This is a genomic window from Cupriavidus taiwanensis (assembly GCF_900250115.1).
In the GTDB taxonomy this organism is placed as follows: Bacteria; Pseudomonadota; Gammaproteobacteria; order Burkholderiales; family Burkholderiaceae; genus Cupriavidus; species Cupriavidus taiwanensis_B.
The window spans coordinates 985,229-1,008,341 of sequence record NZ_LT984803.1; the positions used below are offsets into that span (position 1 = coordinate 985,229).

24 protein-coding genes and 1 tRNA gene are annotated in these 23,113 nt (G+C 66.7%); 16 read left to right on the forward strand and 9 right to left on the reverse strand.

The annotated features are described in order from the left end of the window. Positions 1–82: 82 nt before the first annotated feature. The 8 genes from CBM2586_RS04815 to CBM2586_RS04850 form a co-directional block, all read right to left on the reverse strand. Positions 83–568, reverse strand: coding sequence for a diacylglycerol kinase (locus CBM2586_RS04815; RefSeq protein ID WP_115662621.1), 486 nt, complete (start codon positions 566–568; stop codon positions 83–85). Continuing rightward, positions 495–1,634 (reverse strand): glycosyltransferase family 4 protein, encoded by a 1,140-nt coding sequence (locus CBM2586_RS04820; RefSeq protein ID WP_115686946.1) that lies wholly within the window; start codon positions 1,632–1,634, stop codon positions 495–497. Before CBM2586_RS04820 ends, CBM2586_RS04815 begins: the two co-directional genes overlap by 74 nt. A gap of 72 nt (positions 1,635–1,706) precedes the next feature. Continuing rightward, the gene (locus tag CBM2586_RS04825; protein WP_115686947.1) at positions 1,707–2,681 is read right to left on the reverse strand and encodes a UDP-2,3-diacylglucosamine diphosphatase; all 975 of its coding nucleotides are present in this window, start codon (positions 2,679–2,681) and stop codon (positions 1,707–1,709) included. A gap of 117 nt (positions 2,682–2,798) precedes the next feature. Beyond that, on the reverse strand, positions 2,799–3,779 hold the full coding sequence (locus tag CBM2586_RS04830) for an esterase/lipase family protein (RefSeq protein ID WP_115662618.1): 981 nt from the start codon (positions 3,777–3,779) through the stop codon (positions 2,799–2,801). After that, on the reverse strand, positions 3,776–4,303 hold the full coding sequence (locus CBM2586_RS04835) for an RDD family protein (RefSeq protein ID WP_115662617.1): 528 nt from the start codon (positions 4,301–4,303) through the stop codon (positions 3,776–3,778). Before CBM2586_RS04835 ends, CBM2586_RS04830 begins: the two co-directional genes overlap by 4 nt. 121 nt (positions 4,304–4,424) lie before the next feature. Continuing rightward, entirely contained in the window at positions 4,425–5,192 is a 768-nt protein-coding gene (locus CBM2586_RS04840) for a DUF3106 domain-containing protein (protein WP_115686948.1), read from the reverse strand. Position 5,193: 1 nt separating this feature from the next. Continuing rightward, a complete protein-coding gene (locus tag CBM2586_RS04845) occupies positions 5,194–5,625 on the reverse strand; it encodes a DUF3619 family protein (protein ID WP_115662615.1) in 432 nt (143 codons plus the stop codon). Beyond that, positions 5,622–6,191, reverse strand: coding sequence for an RNA polymerase sigma factor (locus CBM2586_RS04850; RefSeq protein WP_115662614.1), 570 nt, complete (start codon positions 6,189–6,191; stop codon positions 5,622–5,624). The genes CBM2586_RS04845 and CBM2586_RS04850 overlap by 4 nt, the downstream gene beginning before the upstream one ends. A gap of 380 nt (positions 6,192–6,571) precedes the next feature. Between CBM2586_RS04850 and CBM2586_RS04855 the strand changes: the two genes are divergently transcribed. The 7 genes from CBM2586_RS04855 (at position 6,572) to CBM2586_RS04885 (ending at position 14,263) form a co-directional block, all read left to right on the forward strand. Then, entirely contained in the window at positions 6,572–8,335 is a 1,764-nt protein-coding gene (locus tag CBM2586_RS04855; protein ID WP_115662613.1) for an acetolactate synthase 3 catalytic subunit, read from the forward strand. After that, on the forward strand, positions 8,335–8,826 hold the full coding sequence (gene ilvN / locus CBM2586_RS04860; protein ID WP_012352317.1) for an acetolactate synthase small subunit: 492 nt from the start codon (positions 8,335–8,337) through the stop codon (positions 8,824–8,826). The genes CBM2586_RS04855 and ilvN overlap by 1 nt, the downstream gene beginning before the upstream one ends. A 118-nt stretch (positions 8,827–8,944) precedes the next feature. Continuing rightward, on the forward strand, positions 8,945–9,961 hold the full coding sequence (gene ilvC / locus CBM2586_RS04865) for a ketol-acid reductoisomerase (protein WP_115686949.1): 1,017 nt from the start codon (positions 8,945–8,947) through the stop codon (positions 9,959–9,961). Positions 9,962–10,218: 257 nt separating this feature from the next. Further along, positions 10,219–10,869, forward strand: a complete 651-nt coding sequence (locus CBM2586_RS04870; protein ID WP_115662612.1) for a phosphatidylserine decarboxylase — start codon at positions 10,219–10,221, stop codon at positions 10,867–10,869. A 25-nt stretch (positions 10,870–10,894) separates the two neighbouring features. Then, positions 10,895–11,773: a CDP-diacylglycerol--serine O-phosphatidyltransferase gene (pssA, locus tag CBM2586_RS04875; protein ID WP_115662611.1), complete on the forward strand. Its 879-nt coding sequence runs from the start codon at positions 10,895–10,897 to the stop codon at positions 11,771–11,773. 117 nt (positions 11,774–11,890) lie between these two features. Continuing rightward, the gene (gene lysM, locus CBM2586_RS04880; protein WP_115662610.1) at positions 11,891–12,394 is read left to right on the forward strand and encodes a peptidoglycan-binding protein LysM; all 504 of its coding nucleotides are present in this window, start codon (positions 11,891–11,893) and stop codon (positions 12,392–12,394) included. Between the two features lie 327 nt (positions 12,395–12,721). After that, a complete protein-coding gene (locus tag CBM2586_RS04885; protein WP_115686950.1) occupies positions 12,722–14,263 on the forward strand; it encodes a 2-isopropylmalate synthase in 1,542 nt (513 codons plus the stop codon). A 135-nt stretch (positions 14,264–14,398) separates the two neighbouring features. Here the strand turns inward: CBM2586_RS04885 and CBM2586_RS04890 are convergent, their stop codons facing one another. After that, positions 14,399–14,929: a hypothetical protein gene (locus tag CBM2586_RS04890; RefSeq protein WP_115662608.1), complete on the reverse strand. Its 531-nt coding sequence runs from the start codon at positions 14,927–14,929 to the stop codon at positions 14,399–14,401. A 207-nt stretch (positions 14,930–15,136) separates the two neighbouring features. Between CBM2586_RS04890 and CBM2586_RS04895 the strand changes: the two genes are divergently transcribed. The 9 genes from CBM2586_RS04895 to CBM2586_RS04935 all read left to right on the forward strand — a co-directional run bounded on the left by CBM2586_RS04895 (position 15,137) and on the right by CBM2586_RS04935 (position 23,112). Next, positions 15,137–16,393 (forward strand): branched-chain amino acid ABC transporter substrate-binding protein, encoded by a 1,257-nt coding sequence (locus CBM2586_RS04895; protein ID WP_115662607.1) that lies wholly within the window; start codon positions 15,137–15,139, stop codon positions 16,391–16,393. A 161-nt stretch (positions 16,394–16,554) separates the two neighbouring features. Next, on the forward strand, positions 16,555–16,824 hold the full coding sequence (rpsO, locus tag CBM2586_RS04900; RefSeq protein ID WP_010809136.1) for a 30S ribosomal protein S15: 270 nt from the start codon (positions 16,555–16,557) through the stop codon (positions 16,822–16,824). 439 nt (positions 16,825–17,263) lie between these two features. After that, the gene (pnp, locus tag CBM2586_RS04905) at positions 17,264–19,435 is read left to right on the forward strand and encodes a polyribonucleotide nucleotidyltransferase (protein WP_115662606.1); all 2,172 of its coding nucleotides are present in this window, start codon (positions 17,264–17,266) and stop codon (positions 19,433–19,435) included. A 146-nt stretch (positions 19,436–19,581) separates the two neighbouring features. After that, on the forward strand, positions 19,582–20,586 hold the full coding sequence (locus CBM2586_RS04910) for an NAD(P)H-quinone oxidoreductase (RefSeq protein ID WP_115686951.1): 1,005 nt from the start codon (positions 19,582–19,584) through the stop codon (positions 20,584–20,586). 69 nt (positions 20,587–20,655) lie between these two features. Then, positions 20,656–21,399 (forward strand): triose-phosphate isomerase, encoded by a 744-nt coding sequence (tpiA, locus tag CBM2586_RS04915; protein WP_115662604.1) that lies wholly within the window; start codon positions 20,656–20,658, stop codon positions 21,397–21,399. Between the two features lie 51 nt (positions 21,400–21,450). Next, positions 21,451–21,825 (forward strand): preprotein translocase subunit SecG, encoded by a 375-nt coding sequence (gene secG / locus CBM2586_RS04920; RefSeq protein ID WP_010809132.1) that lies wholly within the window; start codon positions 21,451–21,453, stop codon positions 21,823–21,825. A 187-nt stretch (positions 21,826–22,012) separates the two neighbouring features. Further along, positions 22,013–22,097 (forward strand) — tRNA-Leu (locus CBM2586_RS04925). Positions 22,098–22,263: 166 nt separating this feature from the next. Next, complete coding sequence (locus tag CBM2586_RS04930) at positions 22,264–22,623, forward strand: NADH-quinone oxidoreductase subunit A (protein ID WP_012352330.1); 360 nt, start codon at positions 22,264–22,266, stop codon at positions 22,621–22,623. Positions 22,624–22,629: 6 nt separating this feature from the next. After that, entirely contained in the window at positions 22,630–23,112 is a 483-nt protein-coding gene (locus tag CBM2586_RS04935) for a NuoB/complex I 20 kDa subunit family protein (RefSeq protein WP_008643342.1), read from the forward strand. Position 23,113: the final 1 nt, after the last annotated feature.

Here is a 23,113-nt window from a genome sequence, read left to right on the forward strand (position 1 = left end):
GCAAGTCGGGGGCAGGGTAGCGATTATAAGCAATCGGCCTGCCTTGCCCATTCTGCGCCGGCCACGCCTGGGCCGGGGAGGATCAGCGCGCCAGCGCCTGCACCCACCGCAGCACGTGCGGCCCGGCGATGGTGATCCAGGTGCCGCCGCACAGCACCAGCGCCAGCATCACCGCGGCGCTGCCGAAGTCCTTGGCACGCTTGGACAGGCTGTGCCGCTCCAGCGAGATGCGGTCGACCGCGGCCTCGACGCTGGAGTTGAGCAGCTCCACGATCAGCACCACCAGCAGCGTGCCCAGCAGCAGGATGCGCTCGACCGCCGTCGCCGGCACCAGGAAGGCGCACGGCGTCAGGATCACCACCAGGGTCAGCTCCTGGCGGAACGCGCTCTCCTCCAGCACCGCATAGCGCAGCCCCGACAGCGAATTGATGGCCGCATGCCAGGCCCGCGCGAGGCCCCGGTTGCCCTTGTGCGGATTCTGGTCGATCGAGTAGTCAGCGCTCTGCATGGCGGGCGGCGGCCTCTGCATTGGCGGGTCGGACGGCAGTTGCGGATGCGGTTTCGGCATGGGTTTGCGGGGCGGAAGGCTTGGCTGTGGCCGCCGCGGGCGCTGCGCCGCCCCGGTCCGGCCTGGTGGCGGCGAACGGCCGCAGGTGGGCCAGGAACTGCTCGGACGCGGCGCGCCACGAGAAGCGCTCGGCATGGGCCCGGGCCGTGGCGCGGTCGATGCGCAACGCTTCCAGGCAGGCTTCGCGCAGGTCTTCGTGCATCACGCCGGCGGGACTGTCGCCGAGCACGTCGATCGGGCCCGTGACGGGATACGCGGCCACCGGCAGGCCGCTGGCCAGCGCTTCCAGCAGCACCAGCCCGAAGGTATCGGTGCGGCTCGGGAACACGAACACGTCAGCGGAAGCATACACCCGCGCCAGCTCGGGCTGGCTCAGCACGCCCAGGTAGTTGGCGCCGGGATAGCGCGCGCGCAGCGCCGGCAGCGCCGGGCCGTCGCCGACCACCCATTTGGAGCCGGGCAGGTCCAGCGCCAGGAACGCCTCGACGTTCTTCTCCACCGCCACGCGGCCCACGTACAGGAAGATCGGGTGGGCGGTGTTGAGCACATTGGCGCGCTGCGGCGTGAACACGTCCAGGTCGACGCCGCGCGTCCACAGCACGGCGTTGTCGATACCGTAGCGCCGCAGGTCGTCGAGCACCACCGGCGTCGGCGCCATCACCGCCTGGGCGGGGCCATGGAACCAGCGCAGGAAGCGGTAGGTCCACGCCAGCGGAATGCCGAAGCGGGCCTGCACATACTCCGGGAAGCGCGTGTGGTAGGCGGTGGTGAAGGGCAGCCTGTGGCGCAGCGCATGGCTGCGCGCGGCCAGCCCCAGGGGGCCTTCGGTGGCGATGTGCAGGGCGTCGGGACCGAAGGCCCCGATGCGCCGCCGCACGCGCGCGCCCGGCAGCAGCGACAGCCGGATCTCGGGGTAGGTCGGGCATGGCACCGTGCGGAATTCCAGCGGCGTGATCATCTCGACCGTGTGGCCCATCGCCTCCAGTTCGCGGCGCGTGGACTTGAGCGTGCGCACCACGCCATTGACCTGCGGTTCCCAGGCATCGGTGACGATCAGGATCTTCATGCAGCCTCCTTGGGCGCGGTGGAAGGGCAATGGGGATGGCGCCAGGCGGACCATGGCGCAAGCGTCCCGGACTCAGCCGGCCACGGCAGCGCGGCGCCGCCGGCGCATGGCGGACGCAGGGGCGTCGAGCAGCGTGGTCCAGTAGACGATCTTCAGTTCGCCTTCCAGGGTTTCGACCAGCGCCGACAGGCTTTCGACCCAGTCGCCGTCGTTGCAGTAGAGCTGGCCGTTGACCTCGCGGATCTCGGCCTTGTGGATGTGGCCGCAGACCACGCCGTCGCAGCCGCGGCGGCGCGCCTCGTCGACCATCGCGCTCTCGAACGCGCCGATGTAGTTGACCGCGTTCTTGACCTGGTGCTTCAGGTACTGCGACAGGGACCAGTACGGAAAGCCCAGGCGCGCGCGCAGGCTGTTGAAGTGCCGGTTCAGCGCCAGGATCATGGTGTAGAGCGAATCACCCAGGTAGGCCAGCCAGCGCGCGTGCTGGACCACGCCGTCGAACAGGTCGCCATGCACCACCCACAGGCGGCGCCCGGTGGCGGTCACGTGCACCGCCTCCTCGCGCACGGTGATGTCGCCGAAGGCCATGCCGTCGAACTGGCGCGCGGCTTCGTCGTGGTTGCCGGGGACGTAGATCACCTCGGTGCCCTTGCGCGCCTTGCGCAGCAGCTTCTGCACCACGTCGTTGTGGCTTTGCGGCCAGTACCAGCCGCGGCGCAGCTGCCAGCCGTCGATGATGTCGCCGACCAGGTAGAGCTGGTCGGATTCGTTGTGCTTGAGGAAATCCAGCAGGTAATCGGCCTGGCAACCGGGGGTTCCCAGGTGGATGTCCGACAGCCAGATGGCGCGGTAACGCTGGATCGGATGCGGCTCGGGCGGGTAGCTTTCATGCGCTTCGCGCGGCGGCGCCAGCGTGGCGCTATCGAGCGCCGGCGCCATGAAGGCGGTCACCGGCGCGGCGCGGCCGCTGTCAGCGCTGCGGCGCCACGGCGGCAGTTGCGAGGCCTTGGACAGATACCCGCGGGCAGATCGGATTGCTTGCACCATGCCAGTCCCGGTTGCGGCGATGGCTGCATTCAGCCAGCCCGCGGTGACGGCGCCGTGACGAAAAGATGACTGACATATGAATCGTTGCGGCCGCGGCACTGCGCGGCCATCAGCGGCTCAGCGGCCGCGGGCGGACAGCTCGGCCAGTGCGTCGAGCACGGCACGCACCGCGGCGGGATGGCGCAGCAGCGACACATGGCCGATGCCGGACAACGGGATATGGCCGGCGCCGTCGAGCCAGGCGGTGCAGGGCGGGCCCGCGATCGAATCGTGCCAGCTGAAGATCGAGATCATGCGCGCGCGCAGCCGCGGTGTCTCGGCGGCCGCGAGCGCGCGCAGCCAGGGGCTGCCGCAACGCATCTGGCGCGCATTGTGGCCGCCGCCAAAGCGCGCCAGCGCGCTGCCGTGGTGCGGGCTGCCCAGGGTCACGATGCCAGCGCAGACGTCCTCGTCGCCGGCCAGCCGCAGCGCGGCGCGCGCGGCCAGGCCGCCCATGCTGTGGCATAGCAGCAGCGGCGCGCGCCCGGCCTCGGCGCGGATGCGCCGCATCGCCGCCAAGAGCGCGTGCGCGTAGTCGTCGATGTCGCCGAACACGGGTTCCAGCTCGATCCCCTGGCAGCGGTAGCCGGCGGCGGCCAACGCCGGCTGCATGTCGAGCCAGATCGCCTGGCCGCAGGCGTAGCCGTGGACCAGCAGCACCGGCGGGGCATCGCGGCCCGGCCGCGCATGGTCGGCCGGCGCAAACGGCGCCCGCGCGCGAAAGGGCTGCAGCCAGTCGAACATGCGCAGCACCGCCAGGCATTCCGCCGCGTAGCAGCGCATGGCATCGGCAAGCCGCAGCGGCTTGCGGGTGGCGGCGAGTTCAGCGGGCGGCGCGGGCGGGCGATTGCCGTGTCCGACCCACAGGCCGCGCCCGGTGAGCGCGAAAGCAATGGCAATGGCGCCGGCAAAGCCGCCCAGGATCAGCCCCGCGGCGGCGGCGAGCGCGCCGGGCCACGGCCACGCGGCGGTGTGTACCAGCGAAGCGGCAATGCCCAGCGCCGCGGCCGCCTGCAAGGTCACCGCGACGCGGCGAATGCCGGCGGCGCCCAGGCTCATGGCTTGGCGCGCAGGTCGGTCAGGCGCGTGCCGGCCAGGCGGTCATGCAGGAACTGGCGGCGCGGGTCCAGCCAGGCCAGCAGGATCCAGAGCAGCAGGCCGGCGCACAGCACGCCGACGAACGGCCCCTTGACCAGCCCGAGCAGATGGCCGACGGCCGCCGACGGCGGCAGCCACAGCCACGCCAGCAGGTAGCGCAGCGCCGCCTGCGGCCAGCGCGGCGGCACGCCCGCGTCGTTTTCGACCCGCATGCGCCAGGTCTGCATTGCCAGGGTCTGGCCGTTGCGCTGCCAGAACCAGGTGAAATACATCCCCATCACCAGGAAGCTCCACAGCTGGATCATCAGCGGCCCGTCCACGCCCAGCTTCTGCAGCAGCGGCCGCAGCAGCAGGTAGGCGGCGGTCGAGGCGCTCAGCACGCCAAACAGCAGCACGCCTTCATAAAGCATGCAGGCGATGCGGCGGCGCAGCGGCGGGGCGGCCGGCGCGGCGGACGGCACGGGGTCGAGAATGGCAGCGGGCATGGATGGCGATCGGGAACGGGGGCACCGGCGCGCGGCATGCCGATGCCGGTGCGGGCCTGGCAGAGGGCCGGCTCGCGCGCGGGTCGGCGTCAGGCGGCCATTATGCCAAATGGCCCGCGTATTACTGGCGCACGGTGGCGTCGGAGGCAGCGGCCGCTTCGGTGGCGACCTCGGCCGGCGGCGCGGCAGCGGCCGAGGCGGGGGAGGGTGCGGCGGCTGCCGCCGGCGCAGAGGCGGCTTGCGCCCGGGCTTCGCTGGCGGGCATGGCGGCTGCACGGCTGGCCTGGCCCACGGCTGCGGTAGCCGTCCGGGCCGGGTGGCGCAGCTGGTGGCTGGTGTCGCTGGGCAGGCGCTTGCCGGTGGGCAAGGCGCTGACCGCGCCCGGGCGGCGCGGCACGTGGTCGGCTGCGGCCAGCTTCTTTTTCTGCTCTTCGGGCAACTGCTGGTACTTGTCCCAGGCCTCGGCCTTCTTTTCGGTCGGCAGCGAACGGGTGATCTGGTAGTTCTCGCGTGCCAGCCGCCGCTGCTGCGGCGTCATGCTGACCCACTCCGCCATGCGTGCCTGCAGCCGTGCCTGCTCGGCCGGCGAATACTTCGGATAGCGCGCGGCGATGCGCAGCCACTTGTGGCGGTTCAGCTCCGGCAGGCTGTCCCACAGCGGCTGCAGCGGTGCCAGGATGCGCTGGTTGACGGGGCTGAGATCGGCCCAGGCGGGCCTGGCGCTGACCGGCTGGGCCGGATGGGGGCCAGCGCTTCCGTCCACCGCGGAAGCCCCCTGTGCCTGCGCCGGGGCGGGCAGCAGGGCCCAGCAGGTGGCTGCGCCGGCGCCGGCCAGCAGGGCGGCCAGCCGGCGGCGCAGGGCGTCGGGGCGGAGGTACGGGCGTGTCATGCTACTGGCCGTGCTTCAGGAACACGTGGAAGCCTTCGTCGGCATAGGCCGTGGGCGGCAGGTCGTCGAGCAGCATGGCGGCGTCGATATCGGCCAGTTCTTCGATGCGCTTCTGCTCCTGCCAGTGGTAGATGCCCACCAGGCCGGCGCCCAGCGCCACCAGCGTCCAGACCAGCCCCAGCCGGCGCAGCCAGGCGCCGGCGCGGTGCAGCGGCGAGGCGTCGTCGTCGAACAGCGGCGCCGGTGCGCCCGGCATGGCGAACTGTGGCACCAGCACGGGCGCCTCGGCCTTCTTGCGGGCGACCGCCATCCGCCGCGCGGCGGCGAGCCGTTCGGAAATGTCGGCCGGCAAGGCTTCGGCGCCGGCGTCGAGTGCCGCGCGAACCTCATGCGCAAACCGGCGCTCGCGGATTTCTTTGTCGTTTCTGCTCATAGTCGGACCCCCCGTGCGCGCAGGGCCTGCGCAAGTGTATGCGTGGCACGGGAACAGTGCGTCTTGACGCTGCCTTCGGAACAGCCCATCACGGACGCGGTTTCGGCGACGTCCATATCTTCCCAGTAACGCATCAGGAATGCCTGGCGTTGACGCGTGGGCAGGCGCTGGATCTCCTGCTCGATGATATGCATGACCTGCGCGCGCTCGACCTTGTCGGCGCTGCTTTCGGCCGATTCAGAGCCGGCCTGCGCCTCGAGCGTTTCCAGCAGGTCGCTATCGTCCCCGCCGTCGCGGTCGTCGCGCAGGCTGGAAAACAGCGAGACCCAGGTATTGCGCACCTTCTGGCGCCGGAACCAGTCATGGATGGTGTTCTGCAGGATGCGCTGGAACAGCGGCGCGAGTTCCGCGGCGCTCTTGTCGCCATACTTTTCGGCCAGCTTGATCATGGCGTCCTGGACGATGTCCAGCGCGGCCTCGTCGTCGCGGACGGCGAACACGGCCTGCTTGAAGGCGCGCCGCTCGACGCTGGCAAGAAAGGCGGACAGTTCCTGATCGGTGGCCATTCAGGCGGTTGAGGCTTGTTGCGGCGGGACCAAGGCCCGATTCTGGTGAATGTGCTGCCGAGGGCGCGTGGCACACCCGATGTGCTGCGATGCTAGCAAAATTTCGCTCCGCTGTACCGTTTTGTATGGCGCGACATACATTGCGGTGCGCAAAACCACCCCCCGCCTCCCCGGGAACTTTCCGGCGCGGAGAGCATAAACAACCATAGACCGCGCTGGTGCATTGCAGTATCATCGACGGTTCACACGACATCAGTGGTTGTCTCATCCGGCCGCTTATGAGGCGGTCTTCCATGCAGACGCGCACCGCTTGAACCCGAGCCACAAGTTCGGCAGAGAGCATCCAAACAATTTTTTGCCGAAAATTGCAAAGGACTGAAATGAACATGCCCAGCGCGGAATTCTCCCACGCCGATAGCAATTCATCTGCCGCACCCGAAATGATCGGTGCGGAAATCCTCGTTCACGCACTTGCCGAAGAAGGCGTCGAGTACGTCTGGGGCTACCCCGGCGGCGCAGTGCTGTATATCTACGACGAGCTCCACAAGCAAACCAAGTTCGAGCACATCCTGGTGCGCCACGAGCAGGCCGCGGTCCATGCCGCGGACGGCTACGCACGCGCAACCGGCAAGGTGGGCGTCGCCCTGGTGACCTCCGGCCCCGGCGTGACCAATGCCGTCACCGGCATCGCCACCGCGTACCTCGACTCGATCCCGATGGTGGTGATCACCGGCAACGTGCCGACCCACGCCATCGGCCAGGACGCCTTCCAGGAGTGCGATACCGTCGGCATTACCCGCCCGATCGTCAAGCACAACTTCCTGGTGAAGGACGTGCGCGACCTCGCCGCGACCATCAAGAAGGCGTTCTTCATCGCCTCGACCGGCCGTCCCGGCCCGGTGGTGGTGGACATCCCCAAGGATGTCTCGCGCAATGCCTGCAAGTACGAGTACCCCAAGTCGATCGACATGCGCTCGTACAACCCGGTCAACAAGGGCCACTCGGGCCAGATCCGCAAGGCGGTGGCGCTGCTCCAGAATGCCGAGCGCCCGTACATCTACAGCGGCGGCGGCGTGGTGCTGGCCAATGCCAGCGACGAGCTGCGCCAGCTGGCGGCGCTGACCGGCCACCCGGTGACCAACACGCTGATGGGCCTGGGCGCGTTCCCCGGCACCCACAAGCAGTTCGTCGGCATGCTCGGCATGCACGGCACGTATGAAGCCAACATGGCCATGCAGAACTGCGACGTGCTGATCGCCATCGGTGCCCGCTTCGACGACCGCGTGATCGGCAACCCGTCGCACTTCACCTCGCAGGCGCGCAAGATCATCCACATCGACATCGATCCGTCGTCGATTTCCAAGCGCGTCAAGGTCGATATCCCCATCGTCGGCAACGTCAAGGACGTGCTGCAGGAACTGATCGCCCAGATCAAGGCCAGCGACGTCAAGCCCAAGCGCGAAGCGCTGGCCAGGTGGTGGGAGCAGATCGAGCAATGGCGCTCGGTCGATTGCCTGAAGTACGACCGCAGCTCCGAGATCATCAAGCCGCAGTACGTGGTCGAGAAGATCTGGGAACTGACCCACGGCGACGCCTTTATCTGCTCGGACGTCGGCCAGCACCAGATGTGGGCCGCGCAGTTCTACAAGTTCAACGAGCCGCGCCGCTGGATCAACTCCGGTGGCCTGGGCACGATGGGCGTGGGCCTGCCGTATGCAATGGGCATCAAGAAGGCATTCCCGGAGAAGGAAGTCGTCACCATCACCGGCGAGGGCTCGATCCAGATGTGCATCCAGGAGCTGTCGACCTGCCTGCAGTACGACACCCCGGTGAAGATCTGCTCGCTCAACAACGGCTACCTGGGCATGGTGCGCCAGTGGCAGGAGATCGAATACGACAACCGCTACTCGCACTCCTACATGGATGCGCTGCCCGATTTCGTCAAGCTGGCCGAGGCCTACGGCCACGTCGGCATGCGCGTCGAGAAGACTTCGGACGTCGAGCCGGCGCTGCGCGAGGCGTTCCGCCTGAAGGACCGTACCGTGTTCCTGGACTTCCAGACCGATCCCACCGAAAACGTCTGGCCGATGGTCCAGGCCGGCAAGGGCATTTCCGAAATGCTGCTCGGCGCGGAGGACCTGTAATGCGACACATCATTTCGGTCCTGCTGGAAAACGAAGCCGGTGCGCTGTCGCGCGTGGTGGGCCTGTTCTCGGCCCGCGGCTACAACATCGAGACGCTGACCGTGGCGCCCACCGAGGACTCCTCGTTGTCGCGCATGACCATCGTCACCACCGGTTCGGATGACGTGATCGAGCAGATCACCAAGCACCTGAACCGCCTGGTGGAAGTGGTCAAGGTGGTCGACCTGACCGAAGGCGCGCACATCGAGCGCGAGCTGATGCTCGTCAAGGTGCGCGCGGTCGGCAAGGAGCGCGAGGAAATGAAGCGCACCGCCGACATCTTCCGCGGCCGCATCATCGATGTCACCGAGAAGACCTACACCATCGAGCTGACCGGCAACGGCGTCAAGCTCGATGCGTTCCTGGACGCGATCGACCGTACCGCCATCCTGGAGACCGTCCGTACCGGCGGCTCGGGCATCGGCCGCGGCGAGCGCATCCTGAAGGTCTGAGCCAGCGCCGCTCGCACAGGTTCAAGCAGTATCCCCCGGGCGGCGCGATCCGTGCGCACACAATGCGCACGAGGATGCCGCCCCCCTCATATAAAAGACAGAGATTGAAGGATTTATCATGAAAGTGTTTTACGACAAGGACGCCGACCTCTCGCTGATCAAGGGCAAGAACGTCACCATCATCGGTTATGGCTCGCAGGGCCACGCCCACGCGCTGAACCTGAAGGATTCGGGCGTCAACGTGACGGTCGGCCTGCGCAAGAGCGGCGCGTCGTGGAACAAGGCCGCCAACGCCGGCCTGCAAGTCAAGGAAGTGGCCGAGGCAGTCAAGGGCGCCGACGTGGTCATGATCCTGCTGCCGGACGAGCAGATCGCCGAGGTGTACAAGAACGAAGTGCACGCCAACATCAAGGAAGGCGCAGCGCTGGCCTTTGCCCACGGCTTCAACGTGCACTACGGTGCCGTGATCCCGCGCGCCGACCTGGACGTAATCATGATCGCGCCGAAGGCCCCGGGCCACACCGTGCGCGCCACGTACTCGCAAGGTGGCGGCGTGCCGCACCTGATCGCCGTGCACCAGAACAAGTCCGGCGCCGCCCGTGACATCGCCCTGTCGTACGCCACCGCCAACGGCGGCGGCCGTGCCGGCATCATCGAGACCAACTTCCGCGAAGAAACCGAGACCGACCTGTTCGGCGAGCAGGCCGTGCTGTGCGGCGGTACCGTCGAGCTGATCAAGGCTGGCTTCGAGACCCTGGTGGAAGCCGGCTACGCGCCGGAAATGGCCTACTTCGAGTGCCTGCACGAACTGAAGCTGATCGTCGACCTGATCTACGAAGGCGGCATCGCCAACATGAACTACTCGATCTCCAACAACGCGGAATATGGTGAGTACGTCACCGGCCCGCGCGTGGTGACCGAAGAGACCAAGAAGGCGATGAAGCAGTGCCTGAAGGACATCCAGACCGGTGAGTACGCCAAGAGCTTCCTGCTGGAGAACAAGGCCGGCGCCCCGACCCTGATCTCGCGCCGCCGCCTGAACGCCGAGCACGAGATCGAAGTGGTCGGCGAGAAGCTGCGCGCGATGATGCCGTGGATCGCCAAGAACAAGATGGTCGACCAGTCGAAGAACTAAGCAGAGTCGCTGTCTGATGGCCCGCGCCGCACGGCGGCGGGCCGAAGCCGTTCAGCGTTCCGTGCCACGCCCTTCTATTATCGGATAGGGAATGCGCCGGGACCTGAACGGCTTTTTGTTATCCTTGTCGAACTTTTCAGGCAAGGCGTGCCGGATGTTGCCCTCACTACAACGGGCCGGCTGGCACCGCCGCGGCGCATGTGGCTTGCCACGGCGACGTTCTGGCCTTGGTTCTGACTCATCGAAACTCGTACTGCATGAACTATCCTCATCCGCTGATCGCCCGTGAAGGCTGGCCGTTCCTGGCCGGCGCCTTTGTCATCTCGCTGCTGGTGCACGCCAGCGCGGGCTTCTGGTGGGCGTTGCCGCTGTGGATCATCACGGTATTCGTGCTGCAGTTCTTCCGCGATCCGCCGCGACCGATCCCGTCGCAGCCCAACGCCGTGCTGGCCCCGGCCGACGGCCGCATTGTCGTGGTCGAAAAGGCGCAGGATCCGTACGCTAACCGCGAGGCGCTGAAGATCAGCGTCTTCATGAACGTCTTCAACGTGCACTCGAACCGCGTCTCGGTCGACGGCGCGGTGGAGAAGGTCGAGTACTTTCCCGGCAAGTTCGTCAACGCTGACCTGGACAAGGCCTCGACCGAGAACGAGCGCAACGCCGTGCTGATCCGGCGCGCGGCCGACGGCCAGATGGTGACGCTGGTGCAGGTGGCCGGCCTGGTGGCCCGCCGCATCCTGTGCTACACCAAGGTCGGCGACAACCTCTCGCGCGGCCAGCGCTACGGTTTTATCCGCTTCGGCTCGCGCGTGGACGTCTACCTGCCGCTCGATGCGCGCCCGCGCGTGACCATCGGCGAGAAGGTATCGGCCTCGTCGACCATCCTCGCCGAACTCGACGTGAAGTGAGCGGCGGCCTGACCGGAGGACTGTGATGGTTGCCTTCCATCGACGTAACAAGCGCGGCAGCAGCGGCAACGTGACTCATCTGCGGCCGTTCCGCCATAACCAGCTGCGCGACGCCGGCGGCTTCGACGACGATGCCGCCGACGACCACGACATCGTCTACCAGCGCCCGCGCCGGCGCGGCATCTACCTGCTGCCCAACGCATTCACCACCGCGGCGCTGTTCGCCGGATTCTTTGCCATCGTGCAGGCGATGAACATGCGCTTCGATGCGGCCGCCATCGCCATCTTCGCGGCCATGGTGCTCGATGGCATGGATGGGCGCGTGGCGCGCATCACCAATACGCAAAGCGCTTTCGGCGAGCAGTATGACTCGCTCTCGGACATGACCTCGTTCGGCGTTGCGCCGGCGCTGGTGATGTACGAATGGATCCTGCACGACCTGGGCAAGTGGGGCTGGATTGCCGCGTTCGTCTACTGCACTTGTGCGGCACTGCGGCTGGCGCGCTTCAATGCCAATATCGGCGTCATCGACAAGCGCTTCTTCCAGGGCCTGCCCAGCCCGGCCGCGGCGGCGCTGGTGGCTGGCTTCGTCTGGCTGGTGATCGACAACAAGCTGCCGGTCAAGGAGCTGTGGATGCCGTGGGTGGCGTTCGGCATCACGCTGTACGCCGGGCTGTCGATGGTCTCGAATGCGCCGTTCTACAGCGGCAAGGCGCTCGACGTGCGCTACCGCGTACCGTTCGGCATGATGGTGCTGGTCCTGGTGCTGTTCGTGGTGGTCTCGACCGATCCGCCGGTGGCGCTGTTCGGGCTGTTCGTGGCCTACGCGATTTCGGGCTATGTGCTGTGGGCCTGGCGGGCCATGCATGGCAAGCCGGCGATCGAGAAGAAGCCGCGGGAATAGATCGCAGAAGGGCGCCCAGGCGCCCTTCATGCATTGCGGGATTCACCATTGTTTTCTGCCGCGGTCAGCGAGGCGTGGCACTCTGCAGTGTTTTCCACCCACCGTCAGGAGGATGTCATGGGCATGTTCGACTTCATCAAGGAAGCGGGAGAAAAGCTGTTCGGCACCGGCGAGGCCAAGGCCGCGCAGGCAGCGGCCGCGGCGGATGCATCGGCGGAAAAGGTCGATGCCGCCAATCGCGCCGCGGGCGATGCGATCGAGGCGTATATCAGGAAGATGGGGCTGGACGCGACCGGGCTGATGGTGCAGGTCGACGGCTCGCAGGGTCTCGTCACCGTGTTCGGCGTGGCGCCCGACCAGGCCACGCGCGAGAAGATCATCCTGTGTGCCGGCAATGTCGAGGGCGTCGACAAGGTCGAGGACAAGATGTCGGTCAACGTCGAGTCCGCGGAATCGGGCTGGCACACCGTGGTCAAGGGCGACACGCTGTGGGCGATTGCGCAGGCCGCCTACGGCAACGGCGCCGAGTACAACAAGATCTTCGAAGCCAACCAGCCGATGCTGAGCCACCCGGACAAGATCTATCCGGGCCAGAAGCTGCGCATCCCGCCGAAGGGCTGACGCCACTGCGGGCGGCGCGTGCGGCAAAACCCTGTGTTGCGCGTGCACGCCAAGTCGGCTATAGTCGCAGCCATGATTTCGCGCCAAGTCCTAATCGCCCGCACCAACCTAGGTGGCCTACTAGGCCATCAGGTCGGGACGCGCGCGCGCTAAGGACGGACTTACCCCTTAGCGCGGAATCCGCAAGGAATTTTCCAACGCCCCGGCCTGCTCCATGCACGCCGGGGCGTTTTGCATTCCACAGCCGTGGAGCGCGGAACAGGCGGTAAAGCCCCGGACGCAGCATGCCGGGGACAGCACACGACAAGTAATCAGGAGCTCCACACCATGTCTGACAAACTCATCATTTTCGACACCACCTTGCGTGACGGCGAGCAATCGCCCGGCGCCTCGATGACGCGCGAGGAAAAGATCCGCATCGCGCGCCAGCTGGAGCGCCTGAAGGTCGATGTGATCGAGGCCGGTTTCGCGGCGAGCTCCAACGGCGACTTCGAGGCGATCCGCGCGATCGCGCAGGTGGTCAGGGACTCCACCATTTGCTCGCTGGCCCGCGCCAACGACAAGGACATTGCCCGCGCCGCCGAGGCGCTCAAGCCGGCCAACTCGTTCCGCATCCACACCTTCATCGCCACCTCGGCGCTGCACATGGAGAAGAAGCTGCGCATGACGCCGGACGAGGTCTACCAGCAGGCGCGCCTGGCGGTGCGCTTCGCGCGCCAGTTCACCGACGATATCGAGTTCTCGCCGGAAGACGGCAGCCGCTCGGACATGGATTTCCTGTGCCGCGTGCTCGAAGGCGTGATCGCCGAGGGCGCGACCACCATCAACCTGCCCGATACCGTCGGTTACGCCGTGCCGGAAGGCTATGCCGAACTGATCCGCTCGGTGCGCGAGCGCATTCCCAACTCGGACAAGGCGGTCTGGTCGGTGCACTGCCATAACGACCTCGGCATGGCCGTGGCCAACTCGCTGGCGGCGGTCAAGATGGCCGGTGCGCGCCAGATCGAGTGCACCATCAACGGCCTCGGCGAGCGCGCCGGCAACACCAGCCTGGAAGAGGTGGTGATGGCGGTGAAGACGCGCCGCGACTACTTCAACCTGGACCTGGGCATCGACACCACGCAGATCGTGCCGGCATCCAAGCTGGTGTCGCAGATCACCGGCTTCGCGGTGCAGCCGAACAAGGCCGTGGTTGGCGCCAACGCCTTCGCGCACGCCTCCGGCATCCACCAGGATGGCGTGCTCAAGGCGCGCGACACCTACGAGATCATGCGCGCCGAAGACGTGGGCTGGACCGCCAACAAGATCGTGCTGGGCAAGCTGTCGGGCCGCAATGCCTTCAAGCAGCGCCTGCAGGAACTGGGCATCGAGCTCGACAGCGAGAGCGAGGTCAACGCCGCCTTCACGCGCTTCAAGGAGCTGGCTGACCAGAAGGCCGAGATCTTCGACGAGGACATCGTCGCCATCGTTTCGAACGAGGCCCGGCACGACGCCAACGAACACTTCCGCTTCATCTCGCTGTCGCAGCGCTCCGAGACCGGCGAGCGCCCGCATGCGCGCGTGGTGTTCAGCATGGATGGCCAGGAGCAGAGCGGCGAGGGCGAGGGCAACGGCCCGGTCGACGCCACCCTGCATGCGATCGAGTCGCGCGTGGCCAGCGGCGCCGAGATGGTGCTGTATTCGGTCAATGCCATCACTGGCGGCACCGAGGCCCAGGGTGAAGTGACCGTGCGACTGTCCAAGGCCGGCCGCATCGTCAACGGCGTGGGCACCGACCCGGATATCGTCGCGGCCTCGGCCAAGGCCTACCTGGCCGCGCTGAACAAGCTGCTCGACAAGGCCGTGCAGAAGATCAACCCGCAGATCTGATCCAGGCCCCCTGCGCAGACGGCGGCAGGCCTACCCGGCCCTAACGTACGGACCAGGCCCGCCATTCCCGACCCGGGGATGGCGGGCTTTTTCATGGCACAGTTCGAGCACATCGTGGGCCTGCGCGCGAGCGCGTCAGAAAAAGCGGCGCTCGTCGGGGTCGTAGAGCGGATCGGGCGTGATCTGGGTCCGGCGCAGCACGCCGGCATCGTCGAAATAGAAGTGGAACAGCGACGGCCAGACGTCTTCGTGGAGGAAGCGGTAAGACCAGACCTCGTTGCGCATGCGCGGGTAGTAGCTGACCGGCAGCCGCGTCACGCCGAAGTGCTCGGCCACGTCGCGCCTGGTCCAGGTGTTGACCTGCGCCTTGTACAGCTCGGGCGTCGACAGCATGTTGCGGAACACGGTCAGGTTGCCGTTGCGGTCGAAGTCGGCGCCATAGGCATACTGGCCCATCGGCTGCTTCGAGTAGATCCAGCGCGTGGTGCCGTCGCGCAGCGGGAATACATCGGTAGGCGGCCCGAACATCGCCTGCACCGCGGCCTGCGGCTGGCCCACCAGCCGGGTCCCCTCCTGCACCGGCATCAGCGTGGCGCAGGCGGACAGCATGGCGACGCCCAGCACCAGCACGAGACGGCGCGCGCCCTTGGCGATGACGGATTTCATGGCTGGACCTCGCTCGATGGATGGGGTGTCGATATCGCAAGTGTAGTGCGGCGGCGGGCGGTGTGTGCATCCAACGCTGCTTTTTGTGCGGATCTGCCGATAACCCGGGCGGTTCTCCCTGGAATTGGTCATGCGGGCGCGCTTCGCGCCGGCATTTGCCCGCAACCGCATGCTGCCTTACCATCCAGCGCTTTCCAGGAGAGACGAATGACGGTTGCGGCGCGGTGGCGGGGATGGCTGGGCGGGTTGTTGCTGGCGGCAGCGGCGGGCGCCTCGGCGCAGGAGCCGATCCGGCTGGGCATGATCGATGGCCTGTCCGGCCCCTTCGCCAATGCCGGCGAGGCGGTGGCGCGCAACCTGCGCCTGGCGATCGAGCGCATCAACGCGCGCGGCGGCGTGAAGACCGCCGAAGGTGCGCGGCCGCTCGAGCTGGTCACCTTCGACAGCAAGGGCAATGTCGACGAAAGCCTGATCCAGCTGCGCGCGCTGACCGACAAGCGCATTCCCTTTGTGCTGCAGGGCAACAGCTCGGCGGTGGCGGGGGCGCTGGTGTCGGCGATCAACCGCCATAACGCGCGCCAGCCGGATGCGCGCGTGCTGTTCCTGAACTATTCGGCGGTCGATCCGAGCCTGACCAACGAGAACTGCAGCTTCTGGCATTTCCGTTTCGATGCCAGCGCCGACATGCGCATGCAGGCGCTGACCGAGGTTATCCGCCAGGACCAGGCGGTGCGCCGCGTCTACCTGATCGATCAGGACTACAGCTTCGGCCACCAGGTGGCGCGCTCGGCGCGCGAGATGCTGGCGGCGCGCCGCCCCGATATCCAGATCGTCGGCGACGAATTCCATCCGATCGGCAAGATCAAGGACTTCGCGCCCTATATCGCCAAGATCAAGGCCAGCGGGGCGGATGCGGTCATCACCGGCAACTGGGGCAACGACCTGACGCTGATGGTCAAGGCCGCGCGCGAGGGCGGGCTGCGGGCCAAGTTCTATACCTTCTACGGCAATGGCCTGGGCGCGCCGGCGGCGATGGGCGATGCCGGGGTCGGCCGCGTGCTGGCCGTGGCCGAGTGGCATCCCAATGTGGGCGGGGCGGCGTCCGATGCGTTCTACCAGGAATTCCGCGCGCGCTATCCGGAGCCCCGGGACGACTACGTCCACCTGCGCATGCAGATGATGGTCGAGATGCTGGCGCGCGCGATCACGCAGGCCGGTTCCACCGACGCGGTCAAGGTGGCGCGCGCGCTCGAGCACATGCGCTACGTCAACGACTTCCACGAAGCCACGGTGCGGGCCGACGACCACCAGGTGCTGCAGCCGCTGTACGTGTCGGTGATGGAGCGCCAGGGCGGCGCGGTGCGCTTCGACAACGAGGGCTCGGGCTATGGCTTCCGCACCGTGCGCAAGCTCAAGGCCGCGCAAACCACGCTGCCGACCACCTGCAGGATGGAGCGACCGTGAGCGGCGGCGCGCCGGGTACTCCCGCAACGGCTTTTCGGCTATAATCCGCCGCTGTCGTTACCAGGCCCCCGGTCCGGTCGCGGCAACAGCCAGTCAATTGCATGGCACGACGCATGCGGCGCATCCCGCGCTGTGGCGTTCGCAAGTGAAAGGAAATCATCATGGCAGTCGCCGATATCAACAAGTCCGAAGTCATCAAGCAGTTCGCGCGTGGCGCCAACGACACTGGCAGCCCCGAAGTGCAAGTGGCCTTGCTGACCACCCGCATCAACGAACTGACCCCGCACTTCAAGGCCAACATGAAGGACCACCACAGCCGCCGCGGCCTGCTGCGCATGGTGAGCCGCCGTCGCCGCCTGCTGGACTACCTCAAGTCCAACGATGCCGACCGTTACCGCGCCCTGATCGAAAAGCTGGGTCTGCGCAAGTAAGGTTGCGTCCGATGGCAGCGCGATTCCAGGGTTTGCACGGTTTCGCGTGAGGCCTCGATGCCTGCTTCAGCATTGCTGGGCAGGCATTTTGCATTTCTGGCGGCGCGAATCGCGTCGCCGGGGTGCAGGTTGTGAATGGAGTGATTTTCGCTTCACGCCGCCCCGCCATGTCGATGGCGCGGGCGCCGTTGCGGCAAGCCTCGCAACGGAGTAAGTTGTTCTTTTTATCCAACACCCGGGCTCGGGCAAGGAAACAGGGCTTTGTGTCATTCCAGCACGGCATCGGCCATGCCGGTGCCGCGCTGGAATGGCATAGCACTTCCCTGCGACCGCGACCGGCAACCCGGCAGTTTGCCTGCGGCTGAGAACGCAGGCGTCGCCGGCCGCGCGCGTGTCATTGCGTAGATCGCGCGGCCAGCACGCAAGTCAAGGAATGCACATGTCCATGTTCAACAAGGTCGTCAAGGAATTCCAGTGGGGCCAGCACAAGGTCCGCATGGAAACCGGCGAAATCGCCCGCCAGGCCGGCGGTGCCGTGCTGGTCGATGTGGAAGACACCGTGGTGCTGGCGACCGTGGTCGCCGCCAAGAACCCGAAGCCGGGCCAGGACTTCTTCCCGCTGACCGTCGACTACATCGAGAAGACCTACGCGGCCGGCAAGATCCCCGGCGGCTTCTTCAAGCGTGAAGGCCGTCCGTCGGAAAACGAGACCCTGACCTCGCGCCTGATCGACCGTCCGCTGCGTCCGCTGTTCCCGGAAGGCTTCTACAACGAAGTGCAGGTGGTGGTGCACGTGGTATCGCTGAATCCGGAAGTGCCGGCCGACATCCCCGCGCTGATCGGCGCGTCGGCCGCGCTGGCCGTGTCCGGTATCCCGTTCAGCGGCCCGGTGGGCGCCGCGCGCGTGGGCTACAAGGACGGCCAGTACCTGCTCAACCCGACCCGCTCGCAGATCGCCACCTCGGACCTGGACCTGGTGGTCGCCGGCACCGAGCGCGCCGTGCTGATGGTCGAATCGGAAGCCAACCAGCTGTCGGAAGACGTGATGCTGGGCGCCGTGGTCTACGGCCACGAGCAGATGCAGACCGCCATCAACGCCATCCATGAACTGGTGCGCGAAGGCGGCAAGCCGGAGTGGGACTGGGCCCCGGCCGCCAAGAACGAGCCGCTGATCGCCAAGGTCACCGAAGTCGCGCTGCCGCTGCTGCAGGAAGCCTACCAGCTGCGCCAGAAGTCGGCGCGCAGCCAGAAGCTGAAGGAAGTGTCGGCCAACGTCGCCGCCGCGCTGGCCGAGGCCGGCGTCGAGGCCGACAAGGTCGAGGTCGGCAATATCATGTTCGACCTGGAAGCCAAGATCGTGCGCGGCCAGATCCTGAACGGCGAGCCGCGCATCGACGGCCGCGACACCCGCACCGTGCGCCCGATCGAGATCCGTTCGTCGGTGCTGCCGCGCGCGCACGGCTCGGCGCTGTTCACCCGCGGCGAGACCCAGGCGCTGGTGGTGGCCACGCTGGGCACCAAGAGCGACGAGCAGATCATCGACGCGCTGGCCGGCGAGTACCGCGACCGCTTCATGCTCCACTACAACATGCCCCCGTTCGCCACCGGCGAGACCGGCCGCGTGGGCAGCCCCAAGCGCCGCGAAATCGGCCACGGCCGCCTGGCCAAGCGCGCACTGATCCCGGTGCTGCCGAAGGACGATGAATTCGCCTACACCATCCGCCTGGTTTCGGAAATCACCGAGTCCAACGGCTCGTCGTCGATGGCTTCGGTCTGCGGCGGCTGCCTGGCGCTGATGGACGCCGGCGTTCCGGTCAAGGCGCACGTGGCCGGCGTGGCCATGGGCCTGATCCTGGAAGGCAACAAGTTCGCCGTGCTGACCGACATCCTGGGCGATGAAGACCACCTGGGCGACATGGACTTCAAGGTGGCCGGCACCGACAGCGGCATCACCGCGCTGCAGATGGACATCAAGGTCCAGGGCATCACCAAGGAGATCATGCAGGTCGCGCTGGCGCAGGCCAAGGAAGGCCGCCTGCACATCCTGTCGAACATGCAGGAAGCGATGGGCCATGCCCGCACCGAGCTGTCGGCGCACGCGCCGCGCATGATCACCATGAAGATCCATCCGGACAAGATCCGCGAAGTGATCGGCAAGGGCGGCTCGACCATCCAGGCGCTGACCAAGGAAACCGGCACCACCATCGACATCCAGGAAGACGGCACCATCACCATCGCCTCGACCTCGACCGAAGGCATGGCCGAAGCCAAGCGCCGTATCGAGGGCATCACCGCGGAAGCCGAAGTGGGCAAGATCTACGCCGGTACCGTGCTGAAGCTGCTGGACTTTGGTGCCATCGTCAACATCCTGCCTGGCAAGGATGGCCTGCTGCACATCTCGGAAATCGTCAACGAGCGCGTCAAGGACATCAAGGACTGGCTGAAGGAAGGCCAGCAGGTCCGCGTCAAGCTGATCCAGGCCGACGAGAAGGGCCGCCTGCGCCTGTCGCTGAAGGCCGCGCTGGCGGAAGAGGGCGGCAGCATCAGCCCGATCAACGCCGGCGAGAGCGCCGCCCCGGCAGCACCCGCCGGTGGCTCGGAACAGCAGTAAAGCGGGGCAGTGACTGTCCCGATGGTGCCGCCGCAAGGCGGTGCCGCGGAAAAACGGCCGGGCGATGCCCGGCCGTTTTTTTGTTTACACTGCGGCAACCCATCGAGCCACGGCTCACACCGAGCAAAGACAAGGAGCAAAGAAGCATGCAAGCCATCGAGATCCGCGAATACGGCGCCCCCGAAGTCCTCCAGCTGACCGAGCGGCCCGATCCGGTGCCCGCCGCGGGCGAGGTGCTGATCCGCGTGGCGGCCGCCGGCGTGAATCGCCCGGACGTATTCCAGCGCACCGGCAACTATCCGGTGCCGCCGGGTGCGTCGGAGCTGCCTGGCCTGGAAGTGGCGGGCGTGGTGGTCGGCGGCGACCTGTCGCATGCCGACAACCGCTTCGGCCTCAAGGTGGGCGACCGCGTTTGCGCGCTGGTGCAGGGCGGCGGCTACGCACAACTGTGCACCGCGCCGCTGGCGCAGGTCCTGCCCGCGCCGCAAGGCCTGAGCGATATTGAAGCCGCCGCGCTGCCGGAAACCTTCTTCACGGTGTGGAGCAATGTGTTCGATCGCGGCTACCTGGGCCAGGGCCCGCGCGGCAAGGACGAAACCCTGCTGATCCAGGGTGGCTCCAGCGGCATCGGCACCACCGCGATCCAGATCGCCAAGGCGCTGGGCTTCAAGGTGTTCGTCACCGCCGGCACCGATGAAAAATGCAAGGCCTGCGAAGACCTCGGCGCCGATCGCGCCATCAACTACAAGACCCAGGACTTCGTTGCCGAGGTGGCCGCGCTGACCGGCGGCAAGGGCGTCGACGTGATCCTCGACATGGTCGCCGGCCCGTACCTGGCGCGCGAGCTGAAGTGCATCGCCGACGATGGCCGCATCGTCATCATCGCGCTGCTGGGTGGCGCCAAGGCCGAGATTCCGCTGGGCGACATCCTGCGCCGGCGCATCACCGTGACCGGCTCGACCCTGCGCCCGCGCCCGGCATCGTTCAAGGGCAAGATCGCCGCGGCGCTGCACGAACAGGTGTGGCCGCTGCTGTCTGGCGGCAAGATCAAGCCGGTGATCCACCAGGTGTTCCCGGCCGCGCAGGCCGCCGAGGCGCATCGGCTGATGGAGTCGAGCGAGCATATCGGCAAGATCATGCTGACCTGGTAAATCGGCGGGCGTAGCGCCTTGCCCCTGCCACACGCTACAATAGCGGGTTTGATTTGGGAGGGGCACCTCGTGAGACAAAAGCTCGTCATCGGCAATTGGAAGATGCACGGCAGCCTGGCTGCCAACGCGGCACTGCTGGAAGCCATCCAGGCTGGCGCTGGTGTGACCGGCGCGACGCTGGCGGTCTGCGCGCCGTTCCCCTATCTTGCACAATGCCAGGCGCTGCTGAATGGCTCAAAAGTGGCCTGGGGTGCGCAAGACGTGTCGGCGGAGGCGCGCGGCGCCTTCACCGGCGAAGTGGCGGCCTCCATGCTGGGCGAGTTCGGCTGCACCTATGTGCTGGTCGGCCACTCCGAGCGCCGCACCTACCATGGCGAGACCGACCAGGCGGTCGCGGCCAAGGCGCTGCGGGCGCTCGAGTTCGGTATCGTCCCGGTGGTTTGCGTAGGCGAGACCCTGGCCCAGCGCGAGGCGGGCGAGACCGAGGCCGTGGTCGGCCGGCAGCTGCAAGCGGTGCTGGAAGCGCTGACGGTGGAGCAACTGGGCCGCGTGGTGCTGGCCTATGAGCCGGTGTGGGCCATCGGCACCGGCAAGACCGCCACCAGCGCGCAGGCGCAGGCGGTGCACGCGTTCCTGCGCGGCCAGGTTGCCGCGCGCGATGCGGGCGTGGCCGGGCGCATGGCAATCTTGTACGGTGGCAGCGTCAAGCCGGACAATGCGGCCGAACTGTTTTCGATGACCGATATCGACGGGGGCCTGATTGGCGGCGCCTCGCTCAAGTCGGAGGATTTTCTCGCGATCGGCAACGCCTGAATGCCGGCCGTTCCGATCGACCGATCAGGCAAGTAAGCTTATTTAAATCAAATGGCAATCTTCAAGACTTTGTTGGTGGTGCTGCAGGTGTTGTCGGCGCTGGGCGTAATCGGCCTGGTGCTGATCCAGCATGGCAAGGGCGCCGATGTGGGCGCGGCCTTCGGCTCGGGCGCCTCCGGCAGCCTGTTCGGCGCCACCGGCTCGGCAAACTTCCTGTCGCGCACCACCGCCGTGCTGGCCACGCTGTTCTTTGTCTGCACGCTGGCGCTGACGCTGCTGGGCAACTACAAGCCCGCTGCGTCGCTGGGCGTGATGGGCGCGGCGCCGGCATCGGCGCCCGCCGTGGCCGGTGCTTCGGCACCCGCTGCAGCGCCGGCCGCCGCCGCGGACGCCTCGGCGCCGGCAGCCCCTGCGGTACCGAAATAATCCGATTGCCTTGCGGCGGATTCCTGAGTTTTTTTGCAGTTGTGCGTTGAACAAAGCAGGAAATTTGGGTTAGAATGCAAGGCTTGAAACGATTCCCCAGCGATGGGTTCCACGCAAAGACGAAAGCCTTTGTAACGGACCTGAAGGGCCTGAAAACCCGGCGCCAGGCAATATTGTTTCTCCCCCAGCCGACGTGGTGAAATTGGTAGACACGCTATCTTGAGGGGGTAGTGGCGAAAGCTGTGCGAGTTCGAGTCTCGCCGTCGGCACCAAACAACTTGATCGGAGTCCCTGGCCGGGCAATGCACCCGCGCGTGGGGCTCCGGCAGTCCGCAAGGCGGCGCGCCATGATTCACGTGGCTTAGCGCCTGGGGTGGGCAACAGGACGCCGCTTCAGCTGGTGCTGTTGACAACATTCCAGATAAGGCTGGCCGTACCTTGAATCTCGAAGCCTACTTCCCCGTTCTCATCTTCATCATCTTCGGTGTCGTGCTTGGCGTGGCACTGATGTCGATCGGTCGGATCCTCGGTCCGAACAAGCCCGATCCCGCGAAGCTGTCGCCGTACGAGTGCGGCTTCGAAGCGTTCGAGGACGCGCGCATGAAGTTCGACGTGCGCTACTACCTCATCGCCATCCTGTTTATCCTGTTCGATCTCGAAACCGCCTTCCTGTTTCCGTGGGGTGTTGCCCTGAAGGACATCGGCTGGCCGGGGTTCATCGCCATGGGCGTGTTTCTGCTGGAATTCATCGTGGGCTTCGTCTACATCTGGAAAAAGGGCGCGCTCGATTGGGAGTGATGTGAAATGGCAATCGAAGGCGTTCTCAACGAAGGCTTTGTCACGACTACCGCTGACAAGCTGATCAACTGGACCCGCACCGGGTCGCTGTGGCCGATGACTTTCGGCCTGGCCTGCTGTGCCGTGGAAATGATGCATGCCGGCGCCGCGCGCTACGACATGGACCGCTTCGGCGTGATTTTCCGCCCGTCGCCGCGCCAGTCGGACGTGATGATCGTGGCCGGCACGCTGTGCAACAAGATGGCCCCCGCGCTGCGCAAGGTCTACGACCAGATGGCGGAACCGCGCTGGGTGATCTCGATGGGCTCGTGCGCCAACGGTGGCGGCTACTACCACTATTCGTATTCGGTGGTGCGCGGCTGCGACCGCATCGTGCCGGTGGATATCTACGTGCCGGGCTGCCCGCCGACGGCCGAGGCGCTGATCTACGGCGTGATCCAGCTGCAGAACAAGATCAAGCGTACCAACACCATCGCGCGCAAGGGCTGAA